A 22914-nucleotide genomic window follows, 5' to 3' on the forward strand; every position below is an offset into this window, starting at 1 on the left:
CGGTCCTCATGAGGAGAGAGATGTCTGACAACAGCACGGTGACCGGCAAGACCCCCGCCGACTTCTGGTTCGACCCGCTCTGCCCGTGGGCCTGGATGACCTCCCGCTGGATGCTGGAGGTGGAGAAGGTCCGCGACGTCGAGGTCCGCTGGCACGTGATGAGCCTGGCCGTGCTCAACGAGAACCGGCTGGACGAGCTCCCCGACGAGTACCGCGACATGCTGGAGAACAAGGCCTGGGGCCCCGTCCGCGTGGTGATCGCCGCCCAGCAGAAGCACGGCGACGACATCGTCGGCCCGCTGTACACCGCGCTCGGCACCCGCTTCCACAACCAGGGCGAGGGCCCCACCCGCGAGGCGGTCGAGGGCGCGCTGAAGGACGTCGGCCTGCCCGTCGAGCTCGCGGAGTACGCCGACTCCGACGCGTACGACACCGAGCTGCGCGCCTCCCACCAGGAGGGCATCGACAAGGTCGGCCAGGACGTCGGCACCCCGGTGATCGCGGTGCCCGGCGCGGACGGCGAGCAGATCGCCTTCTTCGGCCCGGTCGTCACCCCCGCCCCCAAGGGCGAGGACGCGGCGAAGCTGTGGGACGGCACGCTGCTGGTCGCGTCGATCCCGGGCTTCTACGAGATCAAGCGGACCCGCACCCAGGGCCCGGTCTTCGACTGACCCCGAGGAGGGGTGCGGGGCACGCCGGCCCCGCGCCCCAGCGCCTCATCCGTACAGCGCGTCCAGCTCGGGCAGCCGCAGCGCGACCCGCTCCGCGTCGTCGAAGTCGAAGTCCCACTCCGGGTCCAGGTCGGGGTAGTCGATGGTGAACGCGCCCTGGGGCAGCTGCTCGCCCGTCGCCTCCCGGTACGCGTCCCACGCGACCGCGAGCACCCCCTCGCACTCCAGATCGGCGCCCTCGGCCGCCGCGGCCCTGACCACCGGCAGGCCGGCCAGCGCGTCCGGATCGGCCACCACCCGCTCGAACACATCGCGGCCCTGCGCTATCAGCCAGCCCCGGAAGTAGTCGAAACCGTCGTCCGAACAGCCGCCGTTGATCGTGTACGCCGCGGCCCAGAGCGGGGCCCGGTAGGAAGCCGCCATCAGGTCCCACAACAGCTGCTGCGCGGCGAGGATGTCGTCCGCCGGCCGCTCGGCGAGCAGCGCCGCCACCCGCTCGGCCACGGCCTCGGCGTCGGCGGGGTCGACGACCAGGGTGCGCGCGTCGTCGATGAGCTTCCAGAAGTCCTTGGTGTCCATGGAACGAAGCATGCGGCAGGGGTATGACAACGACCGGAGGAGGCGGGGGCGTTGGCACCCGTCCACGCGGAGGCCCGGCTCGATGGGAGCGGCCGGCTCGTGCGTATCCCCATGCCGTCCCTCGGAGGCCCGATGCCGGGCCGCCCCGTTATACAGAAGGCCCCCCGCGAGTCATGTCCTCGCGGGGGGCCTTCCTTCATCCGCCTGCCCGGCGACGGTTGAGAAGACGATCACGAGGCAGGACGTTCTCGGCGCGCCGTGTCTTCCGGCCCGGCGGTCAGGGCGCGAGCAGCAGCACGTCCGCCCGCTCCTTGGCGGCCGCGTAACGCTTGGCGACGTCCTGCCAGTTGACGACGCGCCACATCGCCTCGATGAAGTCGACCTTCTGGTTCTTGTACTGGAGGTAGAAGGCGTGCTCCCAGGCGTCGAAGACCAGGACGGGGACCGAGCCCTGGCCCACGTTGCCCTGGTGGTCGTAGACCTGCTCGACGATCAGCTTGCCGCTGACCGGCTCGTACGCGAGGACGCCCCAGCCGGAGCCCTGCGTGGTGGCCGCGGCCTTCGTCAGCTGGGACTTGAAGCCCGCGAAGGAGCCGAACGAGTCGGTGATCGCGTCCGCGAGGTCACCCACACCGTCCGCGGCGAGGGGCTCGCCGCCGCCGTCGCCGGTCATGTTGTGCCAGTAGATCGAGTGCAGGATGTGGCCGGAGAGGTGGAACGCGAGGCTCTTCTGGAGCCCGTTGACCGCTCCCCAGGCCTCCTTGTCCCGTGCCTCCGCCAGCTGCTCCAGGGTGTCGTTCGCGCCCTTCACGTACGCCGCGTGGTGCTTGTCGTGGTGGAGCTCGATGATCTGCGGATTGATGACCGGTTCGAGCGCCGCGTAGTCGTACGGGAGTTCCGGGAGCGTGTACGTGGCCATGGTCGAACCCTCCAGCTGCTGAACAGTTGTTATTGCAACATATATGCAAGAGCAGGCTAACAGCAGGAAGGGGCGGGGTGTGATCGGCCATTCGGCGTAGGACCACCGAGGATCAACGCCGCGCGCAGACTCCCGGCGCGCACGAAAACGCCGGGCGGGCCCGATCCCTCGGGCCCGCCCGGCGTCTTCGCGTACCGGGGGTTACTCGCTCGGTGCCGGCGCGGCGCGCCGCTGCCGTACGACGCCGATCACGATCAGGACCACCGTCAGCGCGCCCGTGGCCAGCAGCTGGTCACGGGTGTCGGGCTGGCGGAGCATCAGGAGGAAGATGCCGGCCATGGCCAGGAGCGCCACCACCGTCAGGCCCGGGAACAGCCACATCCGCACCACCAGCTTCCCGGGCGCCTCGCGCTCCAGCCGGGTGCGCAGGATCAGCTGGGAGACCGCGATGAAGATCCACACGACCAGGATCACCGCGCCGATCATGTTGAGCAGCCACGGGAACACGTCGTCCGGGCGCCAGTAGCTGAGCAGCACGCACAGGAAGCCGAACACCGACGAGACCAGGACCGCCGTGCGCGGCACGCCCGAGGTGACCCGGCCGAGCCGCTTCGGGCCCTGGCCGCGCGCGACCAGCGAGCAGGCCATGCGCGAGGCGCCGTAGATGTTGGCGTTCATCGCCGAGAGCAGCGCCACCAGGATGACCACGTTCATGATCTCCGCCGCACCGCTGATGCCGAGGTGGTCCAGGGCCGCGTAGAACGGGCCCACCTCCACCACCTCCGCGTCGTCCCACGGCACCAGCGTGACGATGACCGCCATCGAGCCGACGTAGAACAGCGCGATCCGCCACATCGCCGTCCGCACGGCCTTCGCGACCCCCCGCACCGGGTTCTCGGACTCCGCCGCGGCGATCGTGACCGTCTCCAGGCCGCCGTACGCGAAGACGGAGGCGAGCAGCCCGATGACCAGGCCCTCGGAGCCGTTCGGCATGAAGCCGCCCTCGCCGCTGAGGTTGGCCGTGCCCGGGGCGTCCGTGCCCGGGAGCACGCCGAGGATCGCCAGGACGCCCAGCACCAGGAACAACGTGATCGCGGCGACCTTGAGCGCCGCGAACCAGAACTCGAACTCGCCGAACTTCGTCACCGAGGCCAGGTTCGTCCCCAGGAACACCACCATGAACAGCGCCACCCAGGCCCACTCCGGAGTGCCGGGCAGCCAGCCGCTGATGATCTGCGCGGCGCCGATGCCCTCCAGGCCCACGGCGACGCAGAGCAGCACCCAGAACGCCCAGCCCGCCGTGAAGCCCGCCCACGGTCCGATCGCCCGCTCGGCGTGCACGGAGAACGAACCGGAGGCCGGGTTGGCCGCCGACATCTCGCCGAGCATGCGCATCACCAGCATGACCAGCAGTCCGGAGACCGCGTAGGCGATGACGATCGACGGCCCCGCGGCGGCGATGCCCGCGCCGGAGCCGACGAACAGACCGGCGCCGATGACACCGCCGAGGGCGATCATCGACAGGTGGCGCTGCTTGAGTCCTTGGGTGAGGGCCGATTCGCTTCCGCTGTCGGAGGCGACGGCCGGAGAGCCTGTGGGGGGAGGCGCGGAGGTCCGAGGCATGGACGAGCTCTGTTCGGTCGGTGAGACGGGGGACGAGTCTCCAGTCTGAACACGTGCCCCGCTCACGGGGAACGGCCGTCCGCTATACGGGCACCAGGCTCACACACCGCGCACACCCGGCCGCGCGGGGTCCCGCTCCGTCACGGACCGTCGTTTTAGAGGGAATTCACAGTCCCCACGTCGAAAGGCTTCCCGATCGGTGGCCGCGGTATCCGCCCCCACCTCCGTGACGAGCATCACGCCCCGGCGAGATTGCGTGCCCTCGTTTGTGCGAACCCCACCAATCCCTCAACCGTCCCTTTGTGGGCCACTGATGGTGATCCGGCCGTACTCCGTCGGCTAACGTCAGCCCCAGTCTGTCCCCACCTGCCCTCACCCCGCGGAGTCCCGATGAGCACTGCTGCCGCCGCCCCCGTCCGCACCGGAGCGGTCCTCGCCGACCTGCTGCCCGCCGTCCGGCACCGCTACGCCGTGGACACCGCCCTGGTACTCGGCGGTGCCGCGCTGACCGGCATAGCGGCGCAGATCGCCGTCCCGGTCCCCGGCTCCCCGGTCCCGGTCACCGGTCAGACCTTCGCCGCGCTCCTGGTCGGCACCGCGCTCGGCGCCCGCCGCGGCTTCCTCGCGCTCGCCGTGTACGCGCTCGTCGGCATGGCCGGCATGCCGTGGTTCTCGGCCGGCAGCTCCGGCGCGGGCGGCGCGTCCTTCGGCTACGTGCTCGGCATGCTGCTCGCCGCCACCGTGGTCGGCGGCCTGGCCCGCCGCGGCGGCGACCGCTCCGTGCTGCGCACCGCGGGCACGATGGTGCTCGGCTCGGCGATCATCTACGCGGTCGGCGTGCCCTACCTGGCGCTGTCCACCGGCATGTCGGCGAGCGCCGCGATCGCGGCCGGCCTGACGCCGTTCCTGCTCGGCGACGCGCTGAAGGCCGTGCTCGCCATGGGCGCGCTGCCCGCGTCCTGGAAGCTCATCGGCCGTCGCGGCTGATGCCGTAGCTCCCTCCGAAGAGGCTCGCCGGGTCGTATCGCGACACCAGACCGGCGAGCCTCTTGTGCGTCCCCGGATCGTGGAAGCCCCCGGTGCGGTCCCCGCCGCCGAAGGAGAAGTTCAGCGAACGGCCGACGACCAGCGGTCCCAGGACCGCCGCCACCTCCTCGTACAGCGCCCGGACCGACGCCACGTCCGTACCGTCGAGCGGCGACAGCAGCCGCAGCAGGAAGCCGGCCCCCCGGTGGGGCACCGCGCTGTCCGGCTCCGGTGCGGTGGCCAGGGCGCCGCCCAGGTGGTTGAGCTGCACCACGGTCATCATGGGCGCCTTCCGCCCGGTCAGTTCCAGCACCCGGGCGGCCCGCCCGGGATCGATCCCGCTCAGCATCAGCCCGTCCCCGTAGTAGGCGTGCGGGAACGGCGGATCGCTGTGGATGGTGTGGCTGTCGGTGTACGGCATCTCCCGCAGCGAGTCCGCCAGTACCGGGCCGATCGCCCGCAGCGGCGCGACGAGGCGTTCACCCTCGGCCGCCGGGCCGGTGTACGCGACCCGTACCGAGACCACGTACCGGCCGCGCAGCTCCCGCGGCACCTGCGGGATGTCCGGGTACACGAGTGCGCCGACCGAGGAGGTCAGCGATACGGGCACGGTCCGGGTCCACTCCAGGTAGCGCCGGAGCACCTGCGCACCGGCCTCCCCGTCCCCGTCGAAGGCGACCGACCCGCCGTACAGCCGGGCCACCGGGACCAGACCGGTCTCCATCGCGGTGACCACGCCCAGCCGGTGCCCGCCGCCGCGCAGCCCCCAGAACAACTCGGGCTCGTCCCCGGCGGTGACCTGGCGCGGCACACCGTCCCCGGTCACCACGTCGAACGAGCGGACCAGGTCGGCGGCGTACCCGAACTCCCGGGCCAGCACGCCCAGCCCGCCGCCGAGCGTGTACGAGACGGCGCCGACCCCGGGGGAGGAGCCGTTCAGCGGGGCGAGTCCGTGCGGGGCGGCGGCCTCGATCACCTGGCCCCAGGTGACGCCCGCGCCGATCCGGGCGGTGCGGGCGACCGGGTCGACCACGACCGAGTCCATTCGGCGGGTGCTGATCAGGACGCCGCCCTCGACGGGCCCGGCCAGCCCGTGGCCCGTGGCGTGGACGCCCACCCGCAGCCCGTCCCGGGCGGCCCGGGCCACCGCGGTGCGTACGTCCTCGGCGTCGGCGGCCTCGACGACGAGGTCCGGGCGGATCGCGAATCCGGTCTGGTAACCGGTGGGAACGGCAGTCATGGCGGAGGCTCTCCAGTCGCTCGCTCGACGCGCTTGCTCGCGCGCTTGCGACGGAGAGCCTCCCCGGTATACCTGACAACGACCGTCAGGTATGGATGATCACTTCTCGACGGTCACGGCCGGCGCTCCGCTCCGGCGCCTACGCGCCTCACGCACCAGCGAGACGGCCACCACCAGCACCGCGACCAGCAGCGAGAGCAGCACCTGCTCGCGCCCGGCGTCGTCGGTCAGCATGTAGACCAGCACGAAAGAGATCATCGCGATGGTCGCCCAGGTCAGGTACGGGAAGAGCCACATCCGTACGACCAGCTTCTCGGGCGACTCGCGCAGGATGATGCCGCGCATCCGCAGCTGCGTGAAGCAGATGACCAGCCAGACGAAGAGGGCGACCGCGCCGGACGAGTTCAGGAGGAACGCGAAGACGGTGTCGGGCCACTGGTAGTTGAAGAAGACGGCGACGAAGCCGAAGACGACGGACGAGAGGATCGCCGCCTGCGGCACGCCCCGCTTGTTGGTCCGGGCGAACGCCTTGGGGGCGTCCCCGCGGCCGCCGAGCGAGAACGCCATCCGGGAGGCCGTGTAGAGGCCGGAGTTGAGGCAGGAGAGCACGGCCGTCAGCACGATGACGTCCATCACCTGGCCGGCGTGGGGGATGCCGATGACGTCGAGCGCCGCGACGTAACTGCCCTTCTCCAGGATCGACGGGTCGTTCCACGGCAGGAGCGTCAGCACGATGAAGATCGAGCCCAGGTAGAAGACGGCGATCCGCCAGATGACGCTGTTGGTGGCCTTCTGGACGGCGCGCTGCGGGTTCTCCGACTCGCCGGCCGCCAGGGTCACGATCTCGCTGCCCATGAAGGAGAAGACGACCATCAGCACCCCGGTGAGGATGGCGCCCGGGCCCTCGGGGAAGAAGCCGCCGGTGTCGGTGAGGTGGGCCAGTCCGGATCCGGCGTGGTCCGATCCGGGCAGCACACCGAAGACTGCGAGCAGGCCGACGATCACGAAGGCGCCGATCGCGACGACCTTGATGCCGGCGAACCAGAACTCGAACTCGCCGTACGAACCGACGGACACCAGGTTCGTCGCGGTCAGGACCAGCATCACGATCAGTGCCCAGCCCCACTGGGGCACGCCCGGCACCCAGTTCTCCAGGATCTTGGCACCCGCCGTCGCCTCGACGGCGAGCACCACGACCCAGAAGAACCAGTACAGCCAGCCGATCGAGAACCCGGCCCAGCGGCCCAGCGCCTGGTCGGCGTAGGTGGAGAAGGAGCCCGAGGCGGGGCGGGCGGCCGCCATCTCGCCGAGCATCCGCATCACGAAGACGACCATCAGGCCGACCAGGGCGTACGACAGCAGGATGGCCGGTCCGGCGGCGGCGATGCCGGCCCCGGAGCCCACGAACAGGCCCGCGCCGATCACACCGCCGATCGCGATCATCGAGAGGTGACGGTTCTTGAGGCCGGCCTGGAGTCCGTCCCCGGACTCCGTCCGGTCCGAACGGTCCGGCCCGTCGGGCTCGTGGCCCGGCCCTGCCAGAGTCGTCTGCGACGTCATGGATCGAATCCTTACGTTTCCGGATCACTCGGTTGCGTGGCCCGCCGCACCGCGGTGGCGGAGCGGCAAGCGATGCATTGAAGCCCGGCGCACCCCGAAAGCGGAACCCTTCCCTCCGGTTCCTTGACCGGATCGTTGCCTCAGTGGCATCGCACACACCGGGCCCGCACATCGGGGCCACACCGCACCCCGTCGTCGGTTACCCGGCGTAGCTCGTGCCACACTCCTCCCATGCGCGTGTACCTCGGATCCGACCATGCCGGTTACGAACTCAAGAACCACCTCGTCGAGTGGCTCAAGGCACAGGGCCACGAAGTCGTCGACTGCGGTCCCCACATCTACGACGCCCAGGACGACTACCCGCCGTTCTGCCTGCGTGCCGCAGAGAAGACGGCCGCGGACCCGGACAGCCTCGGCATCGTGATCGGCGGCTCCGGCAACGGTGAGCAGATGGCCGCGAACAAGGTCAAGGGCGTCCGCGCCGCACTCGCCTGGAGCGAGCAGACCGCCGCGCTGGGCCGCGAGCACAACAACGCCAACGTGATCTCCATCGGCGGCCGGATGCACACCGCCGAGGAGTCCACCAAGTTCGTCGAGATCTTCCTCTCCACCCCGTACTCGGGCGAGGAGCGGCACACCCGCCGCATCGAGATGCTCACGGCGTACGAGAACACCGGCGAGCTCCCCCCGATCCCGGCCCACCACCCGCAGCAGGGCTGACCGCCCCTGTCCTGAACCGTGCCGCCGGTGCCCCCGGCGGCACAGCCATGTCCGCCCGCGCCGCACCGAGGAGAACCGCAGCCGTGCCCGAGGGACACACCATCCACCGCCTCGCGGACGACCACCGGGACCGCTTCGCCGGACGGCCCGCACGGGTGAGCAGCCCGCAGGGAAAGTTCTCCGACAGCGCCGCCCTGCTCGACGGCCGGGTACTGGACGGCGCGGACGCCCACGGCAAACACCTCTTCCTCGGCTTCGAGGACACCGGCTGGGTCCACATCCACCTCGGCCTCTTCGGCAAGCTCGGATTCGGTACGGTCCCGGCCCCGCCGCCCACCGACACGGTCCGCCTGCGCCTCCTGAACGACGCACACCACGCGGACCTGCGCGGCCCCACCACCTGCGCCCTGATCACCGACGCCGAGAAGCGGGCGATACACGACCGCCTCGGCCCCGACCCGCTGCGCCCCGCCGACGACGGGGAGCGGGCCTGGCAGCGGATCTCCCGCAGCCGGATCACCGTGGCCGCCCTGCTGATGGACCAGAAGGTCGTCGCGGGCGTGGGCAACGTGTACCGCGCGGAGGTGCTGTTCCGGCACGGCATCGACCCCTACCGGGCGGGCAGGGACCTCACCCGCCGCGAGTGGGACGCGATCTGGACGGACCTGGGCGCGCTGATGCGCGAGGGCGTACGGAACAACCGCATCGACACCGTGCGCCCCGAGCACCTGCCCGGGGCGATGGGCCGCCCGCCGCGTGTGGACGACCACGGCGGCGAGGTGTACGTCTACCGCCGCGCCCGCCAGGCCTGCCACATCTGCGGTACGGAGATCCGCACGGCGGACCTGGCGGCCCGCAACCTGTTCTGGTGCCCGGGCTGCCAGTCCCGCTGACGCGGCAAGGCCGTCCGGCACATCCAGCCCGCCCGGCACATCCAGCCCGCCCGGCGATTGAGGACAAGGCCCGTCGCCGGACGTAGCCCTCCCCGTCTAGAACCCGCGCGGCAGCCACGGCGCCACGTCGGACAGGAACGCCGACGACGCCTCCGCCACCGCTCCGGGCCGCAGCTCCCGCACCCGGCCGGCCAGCGCCAGCGAGCTCAACGCCTCACCACCCAGATACGCGGAGCCCAACTCCCGTACCGAAAGCGCCAGATCCGCCGCGTCCTGGGTCCGCTTGCACGACGCGCCGCCCTTCGCGTCGGCAGTGAGCCTCCAACGCCCGGCGTTCCAGGGGCAGAACGCGTCCTCGACCTCGAACACCACGTCCAGCGGCCCCCGGTAGGCCCGCGCCTCCAGCGCCGCGCCGACGTCCACCAGCCGCACATGGAGCGAGTCACGCTGCCGGATGTCGCACCGCCGCACATCCGACACCAGGTGCAGCACCGCGTCGTCCACCGGCCGGTTCCGCGCCTCGACCGTCGACGTCAGGTCGATCCCGAACAGGAACCACCACAGCGCCGCGTACGCCGCCGGGTCCAGCGCCGCCAGATCACTCACCAGGACGCGCCCCTTGGGCCCCGCCGTGTCCCATTCCGGCTTGAGGTGGTAGTTCGTGTAGCCGACGATCTCGCCGTCCCGCTCCGCCAGCAGGCACTGCAGCACCGAGCCGCCCCGGCGCGCACTCACCGGATCGACCAGCGGCTTGCGCTCCCAGCCGGGGCCGTGGGCCGGGGTGCCGGGACGCCCCGCCACCAGCCGCGCGTACACGCTCTCGCACGCCGCGACCGCCTCGTCCTTCTTCGCGTACCGCAGCCGGACCCCGTCCGTGCCCTCCGGCACGGCCAGCCGCACCCGGTCCGTGTCGATCGCCAGGGACATCTGGCGGGTCGCCGCCCCGTACCCGAACCGGCCGTAGATCGCGGGTTCCGACGCGGTCAGCACGGCGATCGGCTCACCCAGCGCCCGCACGTCGTCGAGCTGGCGGCGCATCATGGACGTCAGTAGACCGCGCCTGCGGTGCGTGGACGCGACGCTCACCATCGTGACCCCGGCCGCCGGCACCAGCGCCCCACCGGGCACGGCCACCCGGAAGCTGAACGCCCCCGCCGTCGCGACGACGTCGTCGCCGTCCCAGACCCCGATCGACCGCTCGCACTCGGTCAGCTCCTGCTCCAGCTCCCGCTGCAGGGGAGACTCCGGGTCCCCGCCGAACGCGAGCTCCAGAGCCTCGAACCACTCGTTCCATTCGGCCGGCCGCAATACACGGAGCTCTGTAGTCATACGCCATGCCTACCAGGGCTTCCCGGAGCCGGGCGAGCCGTTTTCGAACGAATGGTCACAGGGGTCCCCCTGCACCGGAGGCCGCAGGGTGGATAAGGTCCCCGCAATGGCCCGACGCGCAGGAGCAGAGACGTACCCGGCCCGATTGAGGAAATCGGCGCACCGGGTACGCACCACGCTGCGCAAATCGGGGGTCGACTACTTCCGGGGGGACGGCTCGGACTGGATCGCTCTGGCCGCGCTGCTGCTGACCATTCCGGCGATCACCTGCGGCACCCTGCTCAACCCGGTGTGGTGCTCGCCGACCGTGCTCGTCCTGCCGATCGTCGCGGGCGGCCTGCTGCTGAGGCCCGCCAGCCTGCTCGGTCTGTACGCCACCGCCGCCGCGGCCCTGATCGTGGAGGCCCTCTGGCTCGGTCCGTACGAGGACGGCCCGGGCCGGGTCACCCCCGGCACCGTGCTCACGGTCGCCGCCTGCGGGTTCCTCGGCCTGATCCTCGCCCAGTTCCGGGCCAGGGTCGGCGTGCCGTGGCGGCGCGGCGGCACCATGCTCTTCGACCTGCGCGAACGCATCCGGGTCCAGAGCGCGCTGCCCCGCCTCCCGCAGGGCTGGCACCGCGAGATGTCGCTGCGCCCGGCCGGCGGCCAGTCGTTCTCCGGGGACTTCGTCGTCGCGGCCCGCACCAACGGCGGCCGCACGCTGGAGGCCGTGCTCACCGATGTCTCCGGCAAGGGCATGGACGCCGGCTCCCGGGCTCTGCTGCTCTCCGGCGCCTTCGGCGGGCTCCTCGGATCGCTGCCGCCGCACGGCTTCCTGCCGGCGGCCAACGGATACCTTCTGCGGCAGGACTGGGACGAGGGATTCGCGACCTCGATCCATCTGGTGCTGGACCTGGATTCGGGTGACTACGAACTCCTCTCGGCCGGCCATCCACCCGCCCTCCAGCTCCACGCCGGCAGCGGCCAGTGGGAGGAGAAGGCGGCGGAGGGCCCGCTGCTCGGTGTGTACGACGGGGCGGAGTTCGACGCCGTCAAGGGGCATCTGGCGCCCGGCGACGTCCTGATGCTGTTCACCGACGGGCTCGTGGAGGCCTCGGACCGGGACATCGCGGAAGGCATCGACCGGCTGACGGGCGAGGCCGACCGCTATGTCACCACGGGCTTCGAGGGCGCGGCCTGGCATCTCATCGAGGCCTGCGCCAAGGACGTCAACGACGACCGGGCACTGCTGCTGCTGTCACGCAGATCCTGAACCGTGCACAACCGGTTCGAACCGGACGTACGTCAACACAGGTATGCCCGTCACCGGATCGGGAGCGGAATCGTCTCGCGCCCGCGGGGCAGGAACCGGGCCAGCCAGTGTGAGCGGCCCGCGGCCAGGGGGGCCAGGACCGCGAGTACGAGCACATAGCCCGCGATGAACGGGGAGAGCCGCTCGTCGAGCCCCGCGCCCGCCGCCATCGTGGCGAGGATCAGGGCGAACTCACCGCGTGCCACCAGGGTCGTGGAGATGTTCGCCGTGGCCTGCGGGCCGAACGCGTACACCTTTGCGGCGGCGAGTCCCGCGACGACGTTCATGGCGAGGGTCACCGCGACGGCGGCCAGCACCGGCCACAGCACGGTCGGCAGATCGCCGGGGTTGATGGAGAGGCCGAACGCGAAGAAGAAGATCGCTCCGAAGGCGTCGCGCAGCGGGTGGACCAGCTTGAGGATGCGTTCCCCCGAGGTGGTGCTGCCGAGCATCAGGCCCACCATGAAGGCGCCGATGGCGTCCGCGACCCCGAACCACTCCGAGATGCCGGCCACCAGGACAGCGGCGCCGAGGAAGGAGATGACGAGCAGTTCGTCGTCCCGGGTGTTGATGAGCTTGCCGATGACCTTGGTGCCGAACCGGGCGGCCAGCGCGAGGAGCAGCAGGAAGCCGAAGGCCTTGCCACCGTCGACCGCGGCCGCGGCGAGGCTGTCGGCGCCCGAGAGAATGGGCTGGAGGGCCGCCAGGTACAGGGCGAGGAACACGTCCTCGACGACGATGATGCCGAGGATCGGCTTGGTCTCCGGATTGCCGATGCGGCCGAGGTCCACCAGGACCTTGGTGACGATCGCCGACGACGAGATGCCGAGCACCCCGGCGAGGACCAGGGCCTCCGAGGTGCCCCAGCCGAGCGCGAAGCCGAAGCCGAGTCCTGCGCCGACGTTCAGGGCGAGGTAGGCACCGCCCGCGAGGGCCATCTTGCGGCCGCCCGCTTTGAGGTCGTCGAGGTGGAATTCCAGGCCGAGGTAGAAGAGCAGCAGCACCAGACCGAGTGCGGAGAGCATCTCCAGGTCGTGCGGGTCGGCGACGAGAACGATGCCGGGGGTGTGGGGGCCGAGCAGGATGCCGGCCAGGATGAACAGCGGGATGGTCGGCAGTCCGATGCGGCTGCCGACGCGGGCGAGGACTGCGGCGGCGAGGAAGGCGCCGCCCATGGCGATGAGCGTGTCTGCGTGTCCGATGAGCTTGATCCTTCGTCGGGTCAAGAGAGTGTCAAGAAATCGTCAGTAATTAGTTTACCGAACGATTGACACTGCAACTCTGACTCCCCGGCCGACTCGCGACGAAGGGGAGGGGCGCGCCCTAGGGTCGGGTCATGACCGCACCACGAACACAGCTGACCCTGGCCGAAGTCGAGGCCGTCGCCCGCCGGGCCCATGCCGCGCAGCGGGACAAGGCGGGCAGGCCGTACGGCGAGCACCTCGCGGCCGTCGCCGAGGGGGTGCGGGCCCGGGGCGGGAGCGACGAGCAGATCGCCGCCGCCTGGCTGCACGACGCGGTCGAGGACGACGCCCTGTCGGAGCGGTGGCTGGCCGATGCCGCCCTGCCGCCGCAGGTCAAGGACATGGTGCTCGCCGTCACCAAGCGGGACGGCGAGGAGCTGCCGGCGTACGCCCGGCGCATCCTGGACACGCCCGGCGCCCGGCTGATCAAGGAGGCCGACCTCGCACACAACGCCGACCCGGCCCGCCTCGCGGTCCTGGACCCGGCCACCCGTACCCGGCTGAGCGAGAAGTATGCGCTGGTACGGGGCCTGCTCGGGCTCACCACCCCGCAATCGCCCGTCGAGCAACGGGATTGAGCCAACACGTCGGAGCCCTGCCCGTGAGCGGGCCGGGCTCCGACGTGTCCGGTGCGGGTGTGCGGCGGCGTCGCCCCGTTCTCAGAGCTTTCCGGAGTCCCGCCGGAAGGCCCAGTTCATGTCCGGCTCGGTCACGCACCGCAGGGCGCGTTGCACCGGCGGCGTGCACAGCAGCGTCACCCCGGCCGAGGCGACGACGGTGACCAGCACCAGGCCGATCGGCGAGATCAGCCACTCGTTCCGGTCGAAGAGGCCGGAGTACGTGGCGCCCTTCACCATGAACCCGTGCAGCAGGTAGCCGCAGATCGTCCCGGCCCCGAGCACCGTGAACCACGTGTGGCGCCGGGGGACCAAGGACAGGAAGGCGGCTGTGAGCAGCGTCGCGCAGCCGAAGAGCGCGAGCGTCATCACCGCGCCCGCCCACCAGGGTGCGCCCATGTCCTGGGCGGCCGAGTCGCGCAGGAACCAGCCCAGCTCCATCCGGGGCGCGGCCCAGTAGGCGAAGAGGACCGCGACCGCGAACAGTGGCAGGGCCAGCCTCCGCACCTCGCGGCGGCGGACCAACTGGAAGTGCTCTGGCTTGAGTTGGAGGCCGAGCACGAAGAACGGCAGGAACTGGAACACGCGGGGCAGGTCGAGGTCGTTGCCGATGCCGGGGGCGAGCGAGGCGAGGCAGGCGATGACGAGCGAGACCGCCAGCGGATGCTGCAGATTGCGCCACAGCGGTGTGGTGAGCCGCCAGACGAACAGGGCGGCCAGGAACCAGGTGAGGTACCAGGGCTCGGTCAGGCTGATCGGCGCGCCGGGTTGGTCCGCGTACCGCCGGAACAGCGAGTACGCCGTCTCGAAGACCACGTACGGCACCGCGACGCCCGTCACCAGCCGTTTGACCTTGGCCGGACTCATGTCGAACGAGCGGGAGAAATAGCCGGAGATGATGATGAAGGCCGGCATGTGGAAGGTGTACGTCACCATGTACAGCGCGCGGGCGGCCCTGCTCCCGTCCATGACCGGCACCCATGAGTGGGCCACCGCGACCAGCACGATGGCCAGGTACTTGGCGTTGTCGAAGTAGGCGTCACGCCTCTTCGTGGGAGCCGCCCGCGGTGGCCGCTCCTGGGCCGCCGCGAGTCCGCCCCCCGCCGTCTCCGGTGCTTGGGGTCTGGGCTCCGACTCCCGGGTCGCCGGTGGGAGCGTGGCCCTCTGAAATGCGTTCGGAGCGTGGGACATCTCAGGCACCCTAGACGTCTCTATTGGCATTCGTAAAACCGCTGTCGGATATCGGGTGTTCCCGTCCGATGAAATGCCAAACCAATGAAACCTGTCCACTATGCCCGCGTTAATCCCGCTTAAATGGTGCATATCGGTGGGCAGTTGAGGAAAGTGAATTACGCCTCGCCCGGGTGTCGGTAATCCCTGTGGATAAACTGTGTGGATGCCGAAACGATCGCCGTCGCAATTGCTTCGCGCAGGGGATGACCGCTGGTGGACGTGCCGGCGCCGCCCCACGATCGCGTGACCGGCGACCGGCCCGGCTCCGTCAAGTCCCCGGCGCACAGGGGGCGCAGGGGGCGCAAGATGGCGTGATATCGACAGGTTGATTCGTCACCTGGCAGCGACCACGGGCGAGTTGGTGGCACGATGGGCACAACGGAGGAGTGCGCGGCCGCACGCCTCCGGGCCGGCAAGGCGGACCGACCGAGGGTGTGAGCAGTCGTGGCCATTTCGCTGTCTGTGGTGCTTCTTTTGGCGATCATCCTGGTGGTCCTGATCCGAGGCGGCTCCATCAAGGCCGGACCCGCGCTCGTCGCGGTGCTCTTCGGCTTCTTCCTGGCGTCGACCGGCATGGCGCCGTCGATCCAGAGATTCATGGACTCGATAGCGCAGAGCATCAACCAGATCAGTTTCTGAGGCCCGCGGCTGCGGGGCGGCGACACGCCGCCCCGCAGGCCGCGCCCCGGGAAACGCGAAGGGCCCGGTCCGGCGGACATCCCCGAGGGGAACCGCCGGGCCGGGCCCGAAGCATGGAGCGGGCGACGGGAATCGAACCCGCGTAGCTAGTTTGGAAGACTAGGGCTCTACCATTGAGCTACGCCCGCATGCAGCGCACCGCAGGTCACGGGGACCGCGGCACGAGAAGCATCGTAGCGGGTCGCGGGCGCTGCCCGCACACCCGATCGCGGCGAACGGCGTCGAGTCCGGCGAGGCCCGCGTAAAGCGTCCGGTGCACCGCCCGTCTGCATGTACCCTACGTGTCGCACCGACGGGGTGTGGCGCAGCTTGGTAGCGCGTCCGCTTTGGGAGCGGAAGGTCGTCGGTTCGAATCCGGCCACCCCGACCACCGGCAAGATCGCATTGTGGGAGTTCTCCCCCTTGCCGTTACTATGCAAAATGCGTGCCCGTGTGTCTGATGTACCGGGCTCGGTCCGCGAAGCCGCCTCCTGTGCGGTGGAGCAGAACCCCAAGAAGTCAGCCACCAAGGAGACCGAACCGTGAAGAGCGCCGTGGAGACCCTGAACCCGACCCGGGTTCGGCTCAGCATCGAGGTGCCCTTCGAGGAGCTCAAGGACAGCCTCGACGCGGCGTACAAGAAGATCAACCAGCAGGTCACGGTGAAGGGGTTCCGCAAGGGCAAGATCCCCAACCGGGTCATCGACCAGCGGTTCGGCCGTGGCGCAGTGCTGGAGGAGGCCGTCAACGACGCCCTCCCGAAGTTCTACACCGAGGCCGTCAACGAGGGTGAGCTCAACGTCCTCGGCCAGCCGGAGGTCGACATCACGGAGCTGAAGGACGGCGAGCTGCTGTCCTTCACCGCCGAGGTTGACGTACGCCCCGAGATCGAGATCCCGGACTACTCCGGCATCGAGGTCACCGTCGACGCGCTTGAGGTCAGCGACGAGGACGTCGACAAGGCCGTGGAGCAGCTGCGCGAGCGCTTCGCCTCGACCAACCCGGTCGAGCGTGCCGCCGCCGAGGGCGACGTCGTGACGATCGACCTGCAGGCCAAGGTCGAGGGCGAGGTCCTCGAGGACGGCGTGGCCGAGGGTGTCTCGTACACCATCGGTTCCGGCGAGCTCCTCGAAGGCATCGACGACGCCGTCACCGGCCTGGAGGCGGGTGGCGAGGCCACCTTCACCTCCCAGCTGAAGGGCGGCTCCGCCGAGGGCAAGGACGCCGAGGTCACCGTCAAGGTCACCGCCGTCGCCGCCCGTGAGCTCCCCGAGCTGGACGACGAGTTCGCCCAGATGTCCAGCGAGTTCGACACGCTGGACGAGCTGAAGGCGGACAGCCGCAAGCGCCTCGAGGAGACCAAGCAGTACGAGCAGGCCACCCAGGCCCAGGAGCGCGTCCTCGAGGAGCTGCTGAAGCTCGCCGAGGTCCCGATCCCCGAGAAGCTGCTCGCGGACGAGGTCCAGACCCGCAAGCACAACCTCGAGCACCACCAGCTCGGCCAGATGGGTCTCGACCTCGAGAAGTACCTGGAGATCCAGGGCAAGACCCTCGAGGAGTTCGAGGCCGAGACGTCCGAGCAGGCCGTCAAGGGCATCAAGACCCAGTTCATCCTGGACGAGCTCGTCAACAAGGAGAAGCTGAACGTCAACCAGGAGGAGCTCACCGAGCACCTCATGCGGCGCGCGCAGTCCTCCGGCATGAGCCCGGACCAGTTCGCCCAGGCCGTCGTCGAAGGCGGCCAGGTGCCGATGCTCGTCGGCGAGGTCGCCCGCGGCAAGGCGCTCGCCGTCGTCGTCGAGGCCGCCAAGGTCGTCGACACCAACGGTGAGGTCGTCGAGCTGGAGGACGACGAAGACGTGACGGAGGAGACCACCGAGGGTGCCGAGGGCACCACGGAGGCCGCCGCCGAGGAGAAGACCGAGGCCTGAGCCTCGCGCTGAACCCGCACGACGGGCTCCGGACGCCACCGCGTCCGGAGCCCGTCGTCGTATCGGCGCAGGCCCCCCACAACCCGTGTGCGGACTGCGGAGCTTGCGCTCCCAGCGAACAGTTGCGGAAGCGGGATGGCGTTGTCCCACCTGCGCGTTAGGGTCCATGAAGAGGAAGGGTCGGGGAGTCCCGGCCCACCCGGTACGAAGACGCTGAGACGGCCGGAGCCGTCAGAGACGAGCAGGTGGATACGTGACGAATCTGATGCCCTACGCCGCCGGAGAGCCGTCCCTCGGTGGAGGCCTCGGTGACCAGGTCTACAGCCGACTGCTCGGCGAGCGCATCATCTTCCTCGGTCAGCAGGTCGACGATGACATCGCCAACAAGATCACCGCACAGCTGCTTCTCCTTGCCGCGGAGCCGGACAAGGACATCTACCTCTACATCAACAGCCCCGGTGGCTCGGTGACGGCCGGCATGGCGGTCTACGACACCATGCAGTACATCCCGAACGACGTCGTCACCATCGGTATGGGCATGGCGGCCTCGATGGGCCAGTTCCTGCTCACCGGCGGCGCCGCCGGCAAGCGCTTCGCGCTCCCGAACACCGACATCCTCATGCACCAGGGCTCGGCCGGCATCGGCGGTACGGCCTCGGACATCAAGATCCAGGCCCAGTACCTGCTGCGCACCAAGCAGCGGATGGCGGAGATCACCGCCCGCCACTCCGGCCAGACCGTGGAGACGATCATCCGCGACGGCGACCGCGACCGCTGGTACACCGCGGAAGAGGCCAAGGAGTACGGCCTCATCGACGAGATCATCACCGTCGCATCGGGCGTTCCGGGCGGCGGCGGCACCGGCGCCTGATCCGGCCAGTACCGGATCGCGCCGCGCCGCACCGCTTTTCTCTCGTACGCCGAGACACCCAGCCACAGAACGCCACCAGGATGGTGAACACCCACATGAACAACTTCCCCGGCGCGTCCGCTAACGGCCTCTACACCGGCCCGCAGGTGGACAACCGCTACATCGTCCCCCGCTTCGTGGAGCGCACCTCGCAGGGCGTGCGTGAGTACGACCCGTACGCGAAGCTCTTCGAGGAGCGCGTGATCTTCCTCGGTGTGCAGATCGACGACGCCTCCGCCAACGACGTCATGGCGCAGCTGCTGTGCCTGGAGTCGATGGACCCGGACCGGGACATCTCGATCTACATCAACAGCCCCGGCGGCTCGTTCACGGCGCTCACCGCGATCTACGACACGATGCAGTTCGTCAAGCCGGACATCCAGACGGTCTGCATGGGCCAGGCGGCCTCCGCCGCGGCCGTGCTGCTCGCCGCGGGAACGCCGGGCAAGCGCCTGGCGCTGCCCAACGCGCGCGTCCTGATCCACCAGCCGTCCTCGCAGACCGGCCGTGAGCAGCTCTCCGACCTGGAGATCGCGGCCAACGAGATCCTGCGGATGCGGGCCCAGCTGGAGGAGTTGCTGGCCAAGCACTCCACCACGCCGATCGAGAAGATCCGTGACGACATCGAGCGCGACAAGATCCTGACCGCCGATGACGCCCTGGCCTACGGCCTGGTCGACCAGATCGTCGCGACCCGCAAAAGCGCGGCCGGAGCGGCCGCCTGACGTCGGCCTTTACCCCTTGGTACGGCAGGGTCACCCGGCCCCGGCCGTGTGAACCGTGCCAAGGGGGGCCCGAACGGGGGCCCAGGCAAGGTACCGTCGGATAGAGGCACCAGGAGCCGCTGAACCAGGCGTCTCCCAGGCGAAGGGGAAGCACCTCGTGGCACGCATCGGTGATGGCGGCGACCTGCTCAAGTGCTCGTTCTGCGGAAAGAGCCAGAAGCAGGTGAAGAAGCTCATCGCGGGACCCGGTGTGTACATCTGCGATGAGTGCATCGATCTCTGCAACGAGATCATCGAGGAGGAGCTCGCGGAGACCTCCGAGGTGCGGTGGGAGGAACTCCCCAAGCCTCGCGAGATCTACGAGTTCCTCGAGGGGTACGTCGTCGGGCAGGAGCCCGCGAAGAAGGCCCTCTCGGTCGCTGTGTACAACCACTACAAGCGGGTCCAGGCCGGAGAGAACGGCGGCGGTTCGAACCGCGACGACGCGATCGAACTCGCGAAGTCCAACATCCTGCTGCTCGGCCCCACGGGCTCGGGCAAGACACTCCTCGCGCAGACACTGGCCCGCATGCTCAACGTGCCGTTCGCCATCGCCGACGCGACGGCGCTGACGGAGGCCGGCTACGTCGGCGAGGACGTCGAGAACATCCTGCTGAAGCTGATCCAGGCCGCGGACTACGACGTCAAGAAGGCCGAGACCGGGATCATCTACATCGACGAGATCGACAAGGTCGCCCGCAAGAGCGAGAACCCGTCGATCACCCGCGATGTCTCCGGCGAGGGCGTCCAGCAGGCCCTGCTGAAGATCCTGGAGGGCACCACCGCCTCCGTACCGCCGCAGGGCGGCCGGAAGCACCCCCACCAGGAGTTCATCCAGATCGACACGACGAACGTGCTGTTCATCGTGGGCGGCGCCTTCTCCGGCCTTGAGAAGATCATCGAGTCCCGGGCCGGCGCCAAGGGCATCGGCTTCGGCGCCACGATCCGCTCCAAGCGGGAGATCCAGGCGAGCGACCAGTTCCAGGAGGTCATGCCGGAGGACCTGGTGAAGTTCGGGATGATCCCCGAGTTCATCGGCCGCCTCCCGGTCCTCACCTCGGTCCACAACCTGGACCGCGAGGCGCTGCTCCAGATCCTCATCGAGCCGCGCAACGCCCTGGTGAAGCAGTACCAGCGGCTGTTCGAACTCGACGGTGTGGAGCTGGACTTCGAGCGCGAGGCGCTGGAGGCCATCGCGGACCAGGCGATCCTGCGCCAGACCGGCGCGCGCGGCCTGCGCGCGATCATGGAGGAGGTCCTCCAGTCGGTGATGTACGAGGTCCCGTCCCGCAAGGACGTGGCCCGGGTCGTCATCACGGCGGACGTGGTCCGCAACAACGTCAACCCGACGCTGGTCCCGCGCGAGCCGCGGACGATCGGCAAGGGCGACGAGGGGCGGCACGAGAAGTCCGCGTAGCCGCGGTTCCTCCGTACGCGAAGGGGCGCCCCGCCGGTTCAGTCGGCGGGGCGCCCCTTCGCGTACCTCGAACACTAGCCGGGACACATATTTCTCGTTGTGGACGGTCCGTGCGAAATCAAATTATTCGCAGATGTCCTGGACTGGATTCATGTATTAACCAAGGAGGGTCCGGATAGTAGCCATCACGTCGGCTCGGGACCGCCTTCAGGTCGGTTCTGCGTTACGGCGCCAAGAGGTGGGGTCACCACCGAAGACAGCCTGTGTCGCAATATGCGTGAGCCTCGTCCAACATCCGGATGCTCTTTGTATTTGATTCGGCGCGACGGGCGGTGTCCCTCTTGCTGGGGGCAAGGCGAGCGGGCCGGGGTGGGTAGCCTGCTACCCGAGGGGCGACTTGACGCACTAGGAGTGCGTTCTGGGCGGGCCGGTGGGGATTGCATTTCGCGCCATTTATCGATGATGAGGGACGGTATCGAGACAAATTTAGCCGCGACTCCCTCCCGTTGACCCCAAATAATGATCCTATTTATTTGTTATGCTTTTATCTTCCATGGGAGGTCATCGTGAAGTTTCCGAAGATGCAGCGTACGCTCACGGCGGTGGGGGTAACTGCAGCGGCCGTGCTAATCCCGCTGGCGACGGCTCAGACTGCGAGTGCTACTGCGTGGCAGTGTGAGAGATACCTGGCGAGCAAGGGCTATGTCGTGGGTGCGAAGGTGAAGGCCGCCTGTAGTAATGACACCTTTGTGACAACTCCATGGTGCCTCATTCAACTTGATGCACTGATAAGCACTAACTCTCATGTTAATGAAGCTTGCCAGCTTGCTAGGCATAGGAACTGATCGTAGCTAAGCGAGGCTATTCGGTCGCTGCCGCCCCGCCTGTCGTCATTCTCTAACGAAGGTCCATCCTGTGGTGAAATGCGGGCGTGGGGGGTCGTGCGGCAGGGGGAGTCGGGATGAATTGCCATACGCTGACCGTGACGGCTTGCCCGGCAATTCAACACTTTCCTGCGCGACTCGCACATGGATCGGCAAGCACGACGACGGGCGACAGGAGAAGTCTGCGTAGCCGCGGTTCGTTTCATACGTACGTGAAGGGGCGCCCCACCGGTTCGGCCGACGGGGCGCCCCTGTTGCTGTGGCCCGGCTGCTACTTGACCTCGACGCGGACGTCGTTGCGGAGCTTGGCCGCCGTATTGGCTGCCTCTTCCAGCGTCACACCGCCCTTGCCGGTCATCAGAGAGGCCATGTCCATGTCCAGGACGAGGCTGAGCGTGCTGTGGTCACCCCAGATGCAGACAGGCATGGTGAACGACTTGGCGCTGGCCCCGCTGCCTGCCTCGGACTTGACCTCCTGGCACTTCAGGACGCCGTTCTCGAATCCGGCCGGGGTGAAGGTCTTCGGGCTGCCGACGAACTCGCCGCCGTCCTCCTTGTCCTTGCCCGCCTCTTCCTTGGCATTGGCGAACATGGCGTCGACGACCTTCTCGGGGTCGGCGATGTCTCCGTAGACCCCGTTGAACTGCAGCATCTTTTGAGTGAGCCCGTCACCGGTCTTGTAGCTTCCGGTGACGTCCTTGGGGTTCTTCACTCCCCATTTCTCGGCCTCCGCGACGTCGCTGGACGACATCTCGGAGTTGTCGCCCTGATCGGCTGACTTCGTGTACTTGCCATCGAGCACCGTCGCGGGTGCCGTCAGCTTGTAGGTCTTGCCGTCGTCCGCGACGGAGCTGCCGCCGCCGCCCGACGTCAGGAAGTACACGCCGCCGCCGATGACCGCCAGCGCCACGATGACGGCACCCACGATCAGGCCCGTCTTCTTCTTCGGCGGCTGGGCCGGCGGGAAGCCCGGCTGCTGGCCGTAGGCCGGCTGGCCGCCGTACGGGGGAGTGGGGGGCTGCTGGCCGTACGGGCCGGGCTGCTGGGCCTGCGGGTAGCCGTAGCCCGGCTGCGGGGGCTGCTGCTGGGGCGGTACGCCCTGGGGGGCCTGCTGCGGGTAGCCGTAGCCGGGCTGGCCCTGCGGCTGGCCCTGCGGCTGGCCGCCGTAGGGGCCCGGCTGCTGGCCGTACGGACCGGGCTGGCCCTGCGGCGGCTGGTCACCGTACGGGCCCGGCTGGTTGTAGCTCATCTGCGGTGTCCCCTGTTCGTCATGCCCATGCGTGCTTATGCGTTCCCAACATCCTGACGGACGGCCTGCGGGCGTGGGGCACCGGGAGGCACACCGTTACTGAACAAACCGGTTTCAGTGCAGGCCTGTGACGGCC

20 protein-coding genes and 2 tRNA genes are annotated in these 22914 nt (G+C 69.3%); 12 read left to right on the forward strand and 10 right to left on the reverse strand.

Annotated features, from left to right (window positions below):
• Nucleotides 1–20: 20 nt before the first annotated feature.
• Complete coding sequence (locus ACFYPA_RS11245) at nt 21–671, forward strand: DsbA family protein (RefSeq protein ID WP_359085200.1); 651 nt, start codon at nt 21–23, stop codon at nt 669–671.
• A 45-nt stretch (nt 672–716) separates the two neighbouring features.
• On the opposite strand, the gene ACFYPA_RS11250 is transcribed toward ACFYPA_RS11245, so the two are convergent.
• From ACFYPA_RS11250 to ACFYPA_RS11260, 3 genes are all read right to left on the reverse strand, one after another.
• Nucleotides 717–1250 carry a DUF4240 domain-containing protein gene (locus ACFYPA_RS11250; protein WP_359085199.1) on the reverse strand — a complete coding sequence of 178 codons (534 nt, stop codon included), beginning with the start codon at nt 1248–1250 and terminating at the stop codon, nt 717–719.
• Between the two features lie 277 nt (nt 1251–1527).
• Entirely contained in the window at nt 1528–2169 is a 642-nt protein-coding gene (locus tag ACFYPA_RS11255) for a superoxide dismutase (protein ID WP_326736190.1), read from the reverse strand.
• A gap of 201 nt (nt 2170–2370) precedes the next feature.
• A complete protein-coding gene (locus tag ACFYPA_RS11260; protein WP_359085198.1) occupies nt 2371–3792 on the reverse strand; it encodes an amino acid permease in 1422 nt (473 codons plus the stop codon).
• Between the two features lie 390 nt (nt 3793–4182).
• On the opposite strand from ACFYPA_RS11260, the gene ACFYPA_RS11265 reads away from it, so the two are divergent.
• Nucleotides 4183–4779, forward strand: a complete 597-nt coding sequence (locus tag ACFYPA_RS11265; RefSeq protein WP_359085197.1) for a biotin transporter BioY — start codon at nt 4183–4185, stop codon at nt 4777–4779.
• Here ACFYPA_RS11265 and ACFYPA_RS11270 read toward each other — a convergent pair.
• Together ACFYPA_RS11270 and ACFYPA_RS11275 are read right to left on the reverse strand one after the other, a co-directional pair.
• Complete coding sequence (locus tag ACFYPA_RS11270) at nt 4760–6058, reverse strand: FAD-binding oxidoreductase (protein ID WP_359085196.1); 1299 nt, start codon at nt 6056–6058, stop codon at nt 4760–4762. The genes ACFYPA_RS11265 and ACFYPA_RS11270 overlap by 20 nt on opposite strands.
• A 99-nt stretch (nt 6059–6157) precedes the next feature.
• Complete coding sequence (locus tag ACFYPA_RS11275) at nt 6158–7618, reverse strand: amino acid permease (protein ID WP_359353578.1); 1461 nt, start codon at nt 7616–7618, stop codon at nt 6158–6160.
• Between the two features lie 231 nt (nt 7619–7849).
• On the opposite strand from ACFYPA_RS11275, the gene ACFYPA_RS11280 reads away from it, so the two are divergent.
• Nucleotides 7850–8338 (forward strand): ribose-5-phosphate isomerase, encoded by a 489-nt coding sequence (locus ACFYPA_RS11280; protein WP_148018694.1) that lies wholly within the window; start codon nt 7850–7852, stop codon nt 8336–8338.
• A gap of 83 nt (nt 8339–8421) precedes the next feature.
• A complete protein-coding gene (locus tag ACFYPA_RS11285; RefSeq protein WP_359319554.1) occupies nt 8422–9231 on the forward strand; it encodes a DNA-formamidopyrimidine glycosylase family protein in 810 nt (269 codons plus the stop codon).
• Nucleotides 9232–9327: 96 nt separating this feature from the next.
• Here the strand turns inward: ACFYPA_RS11285 and ACFYPA_RS11290 are convergent, their stop codons facing one another.
• Entirely contained in the window at nt 9328–10560 is a 1233-nt protein-coding gene (locus ACFYPA_RS11290) for a GNAT family N-acetyltransferase (protein ID WP_359319555.1), read from the reverse strand.
• A gap of 106 nt (nt 10561–10666) precedes the next feature.
• Between ACFYPA_RS11290 and ACFYPA_RS11295 the strand changes: the two genes are divergently transcribed.
• Nucleotides 10667–11812, forward strand: a complete 1146-nt coding sequence (locus ACFYPA_RS11295) for a PP2C family protein-serine/threonine phosphatase (protein WP_359085192.1) — start codon at nt 10667–10669, stop codon at nt 11810–11812.
• Between the two features lie 50 nt (nt 11813–11862).
• On the opposite strand, the gene ACFYPA_RS11300 is transcribed toward ACFYPA_RS11295, so the two are convergent.
• A complete protein-coding gene (locus ACFYPA_RS11300; protein WP_359085222.1) occupies nt 11863–13026 on the reverse strand; it encodes a cation:proton antiporter in 1164 nt (387 codons plus the stop codon).
• A gap of 161 nt (nt 13027–13187) precedes the next feature.
• Here ACFYPA_RS11300 and ACFYPA_RS11305 point away from each other — a divergent pair, with 161 nt between their 5' ends.
• Nucleotides 13188–13673 carry an HD domain-containing protein gene (locus tag ACFYPA_RS11305; RefSeq protein WP_359085191.1) on the forward strand — a complete coding sequence of 162 codons (486 nt, stop codon included), beginning with the start codon at nt 13188–13190 and terminating at the stop codon, nt 13671–13673.
• Nucleotides 13674–13754: 81 nt separating this feature from the next.
• Here ACFYPA_RS11305 and ACFYPA_RS11310 read toward each other — a convergent pair whose 3' ends face one another.
• Nucleotides 13755–14903, reverse strand: a complete 1149-nt coding sequence (locus tag ACFYPA_RS11310) for an acyltransferase family protein (protein ID WP_359085190.1) — start codon at nt 14901–14903, stop codon at nt 13755–13757.
• 486 nt (nt 14904–15389) lie between these two features.
• On the opposite strand from ACFYPA_RS11310, the gene ACFYPA_RS11315 reads away from it, so the two are divergent.
• The gene (locus ACFYPA_RS11315; RefSeq protein WP_359085189.1) at nt 15390–15584 is read left to right on the forward strand and encodes a hypothetical protein; all 195 of its coding nucleotides are present in this window, start codon (nt 15390–15392) and stop codon (nt 15582–15584) included.
• Nucleotides 15585–15698: 114 nt separating this feature from the next.
• On the opposite strand, the gene ACFYPA_RS11320 is transcribed toward ACFYPA_RS11315, so the two are convergent.
• Nucleotides 15699–15772 (reverse strand) — tRNA-Gly (locus ACFYPA_RS11320).
• Nucleotides 15773–15937: 165 nt separating this feature from the next.
• On the opposite strand from ACFYPA_RS11320, the gene ACFYPA_RS11325 reads away from it, so the two are divergent.
• The 5 genes from ACFYPA_RS11325 to clpX all read left to right on the forward strand — a co-directional run bounded on the left by ACFYPA_RS11325 (nt 15938) and on the right by clpX (nt 20645).
• Nucleotides 15938–16014: transfer RNA gene (locus tag ACFYPA_RS11325), tRNA-Pro, on the forward strand.
• Nucleotides 16015–16165: 151 nt separating this feature from the next.
• Nucleotides 16166–17554, forward strand: coding sequence for a trigger factor (gene tig / locus ACFYPA_RS11330; RefSeq protein ID WP_359085188.1), 1389 nt, complete (start codon nt 16166–16168; stop codon nt 17552–17554).
• Nucleotides 17555–17819: 265 nt separating this feature from the next.
• Complete coding sequence (locus tag ACFYPA_RS11335; RefSeq protein WP_168713553.1) at nt 17820–18425, forward strand: ATP-dependent Clp protease proteolytic subunit; 606 nt, start codon at nt 17820–17822, stop codon at nt 18423–18425.
• An 80-nt stretch (nt 18426–18505) separates the two neighbouring features.
• Nucleotides 18506–19189 (forward strand): ATP-dependent Clp protease proteolytic subunit, encoded by a 684-nt coding sequence (locus ACFYPA_RS11340; protein ID WP_306070064.1) that lies wholly within the window; start codon nt 18506–18508, stop codon nt 19187–19189.
• 157 nt (nt 19190–19346) lie between these two features.
• A complete protein-coding gene (gene clpX / locus ACFYPA_RS11345; RefSeq protein WP_359085187.1) occupies nt 19347–20645 on the forward strand; it encodes an ATP-dependent Clp protease ATP-binding subunit ClpX in 1299 nt (432 codons plus the stop codon).
• 1155 nt (nt 20646–21800) lie between these two features.
• Here clpX and ACFYPA_RS11350 read toward each other — a convergent pair.
• Complete coding sequence (locus ACFYPA_RS11350; protein ID WP_389131253.1) at nt 21801–22778, reverse strand: hypothetical protein; 978 nt, start codon at nt 22776–22778, stop codon at nt 21801–21803.
• Nucleotides 22779–22914 lie beyond the last annotated feature (136 nt).

This window comes from Streptomyces sp. NPDC005775 (genome assembly GCF_042871565.1).
Classification (GTDB): domain Bacteria; phylum Actinomycetota; class Actinomycetes; order Streptomycetales; family Streptomycetaceae; genus Streptomyces.

Bases quoted from the DNA above. Each gene is read 5' to 3' on its own strand.
- ACFYPA_RS11245 (WP_359085200.1), top strand. From the start codon at position 21: ATGTCTGACAACAGCACGGTGACCGGCAAGACCCCCGCCGACTTCTGG.
- ACFYPA_RS11250 (WP_359085199.1), bottom strand. From the start codon at position 1,250: ATGGACACCAAGGACTTCTGGAAGCTCATCGACGACGCGCGCACCCTG.
- ACFYPA_RS11255 (WP_326736190.1), bottom strand. From the start codon at position 2,169: ATGGCCACGTACACGCTCCCGGAACTCCCGTACGACTACGCGGCGCTC.
- ACFYPA_RS11260 (WP_359085198.1), bottom strand. From the start codon at position 3,792: ATGCCTCGGACCTCCGCGCCTCCCCCCACAGGCTCTCCGGCCGTCGCC.
- ACFYPA_RS11265 (WP_359085197.1), top strand. From the start codon at position 4,183: ATGAGCACTGCTGCCGCCGCCCCCGTCCGCACCGGAGCGGTCCTCGCC.
- ACFYPA_RS11270 (WP_359085196.1), bottom strand. From the start codon at position 6,058: ATGACTGCCGTTCCCACCGGTTACCAGACCGGATTCGCGATCCGCCCG.
- ACFYPA_RS11275 (WP_359353578.1), bottom strand. From the start codon at position 7,618: ATGACGTCGCAGACGACTCTGGCAGGGCCGGGCCACGAGCCCGACGGG.
- ACFYPA_RS11280 (WP_148018694.1), top strand. From the start codon at position 7,850: ATGCGCGTGTACCTCGGATCCGACCATGCCGGTTACGAACTCAAGAAC.
- ACFYPA_RS11290 (WP_359319555.1), bottom strand. From the start codon at position 10,560: ATGACTACAGAGCTCCGTGTATTGCGGCCGGCCGAATGGAACGAGTGG.
- ACFYPA_RS11295 (WP_359085192.1), top strand. From the start codon at position 10,667: ATGGCCCGACGCGCAGGAGCAGAGACGTACCCGGCCCGATTGAGGAAA.
- ACFYPA_RS11300 (WP_359085222.1), bottom strand. From the start codon at position 13,026: ATGGGCGGCGCCTTCCTCGCCGCCGCAGTCCTCGCCCGCGTCGGCAGC.
- ACFYPA_RS11305 (WP_359085191.1), top strand. From the start codon at position 13,188: ATGACCGCACCACGAACACAGCTGACCCTGGCCGAAGTCGAGGCCGTC.
- ACFYPA_RS11310 (WP_359085190.1), bottom strand. From the start codon at position 14,903: ATGTCCCACGCTCCGAACGCATTTCAGAGGGCCACGCTCCCACCGGCG.
- ACFYPA_RS11335 (WP_168713553.1), top strand. From the start codon at position 17,820: ATGCCCTACGCCGCCGGAGAGCCGTCCCTCGGTGGAGGCCTCGGTGAC.
- ACFYPA_RS11340 (WP_306070064.1), top strand. From the start codon at position 18,506: ATGGTGAACACCCACATGAACAACTTCCCCGGCGCGTCCGCTAACGGC.
- ACFYPA_RS11350 (WP_389131253.1), bottom strand. From the start codon at position 22,778: ATGAGCTACAACCAGCCGGGCCCGTACGGTGACCAGCCGCCGCAGGGC.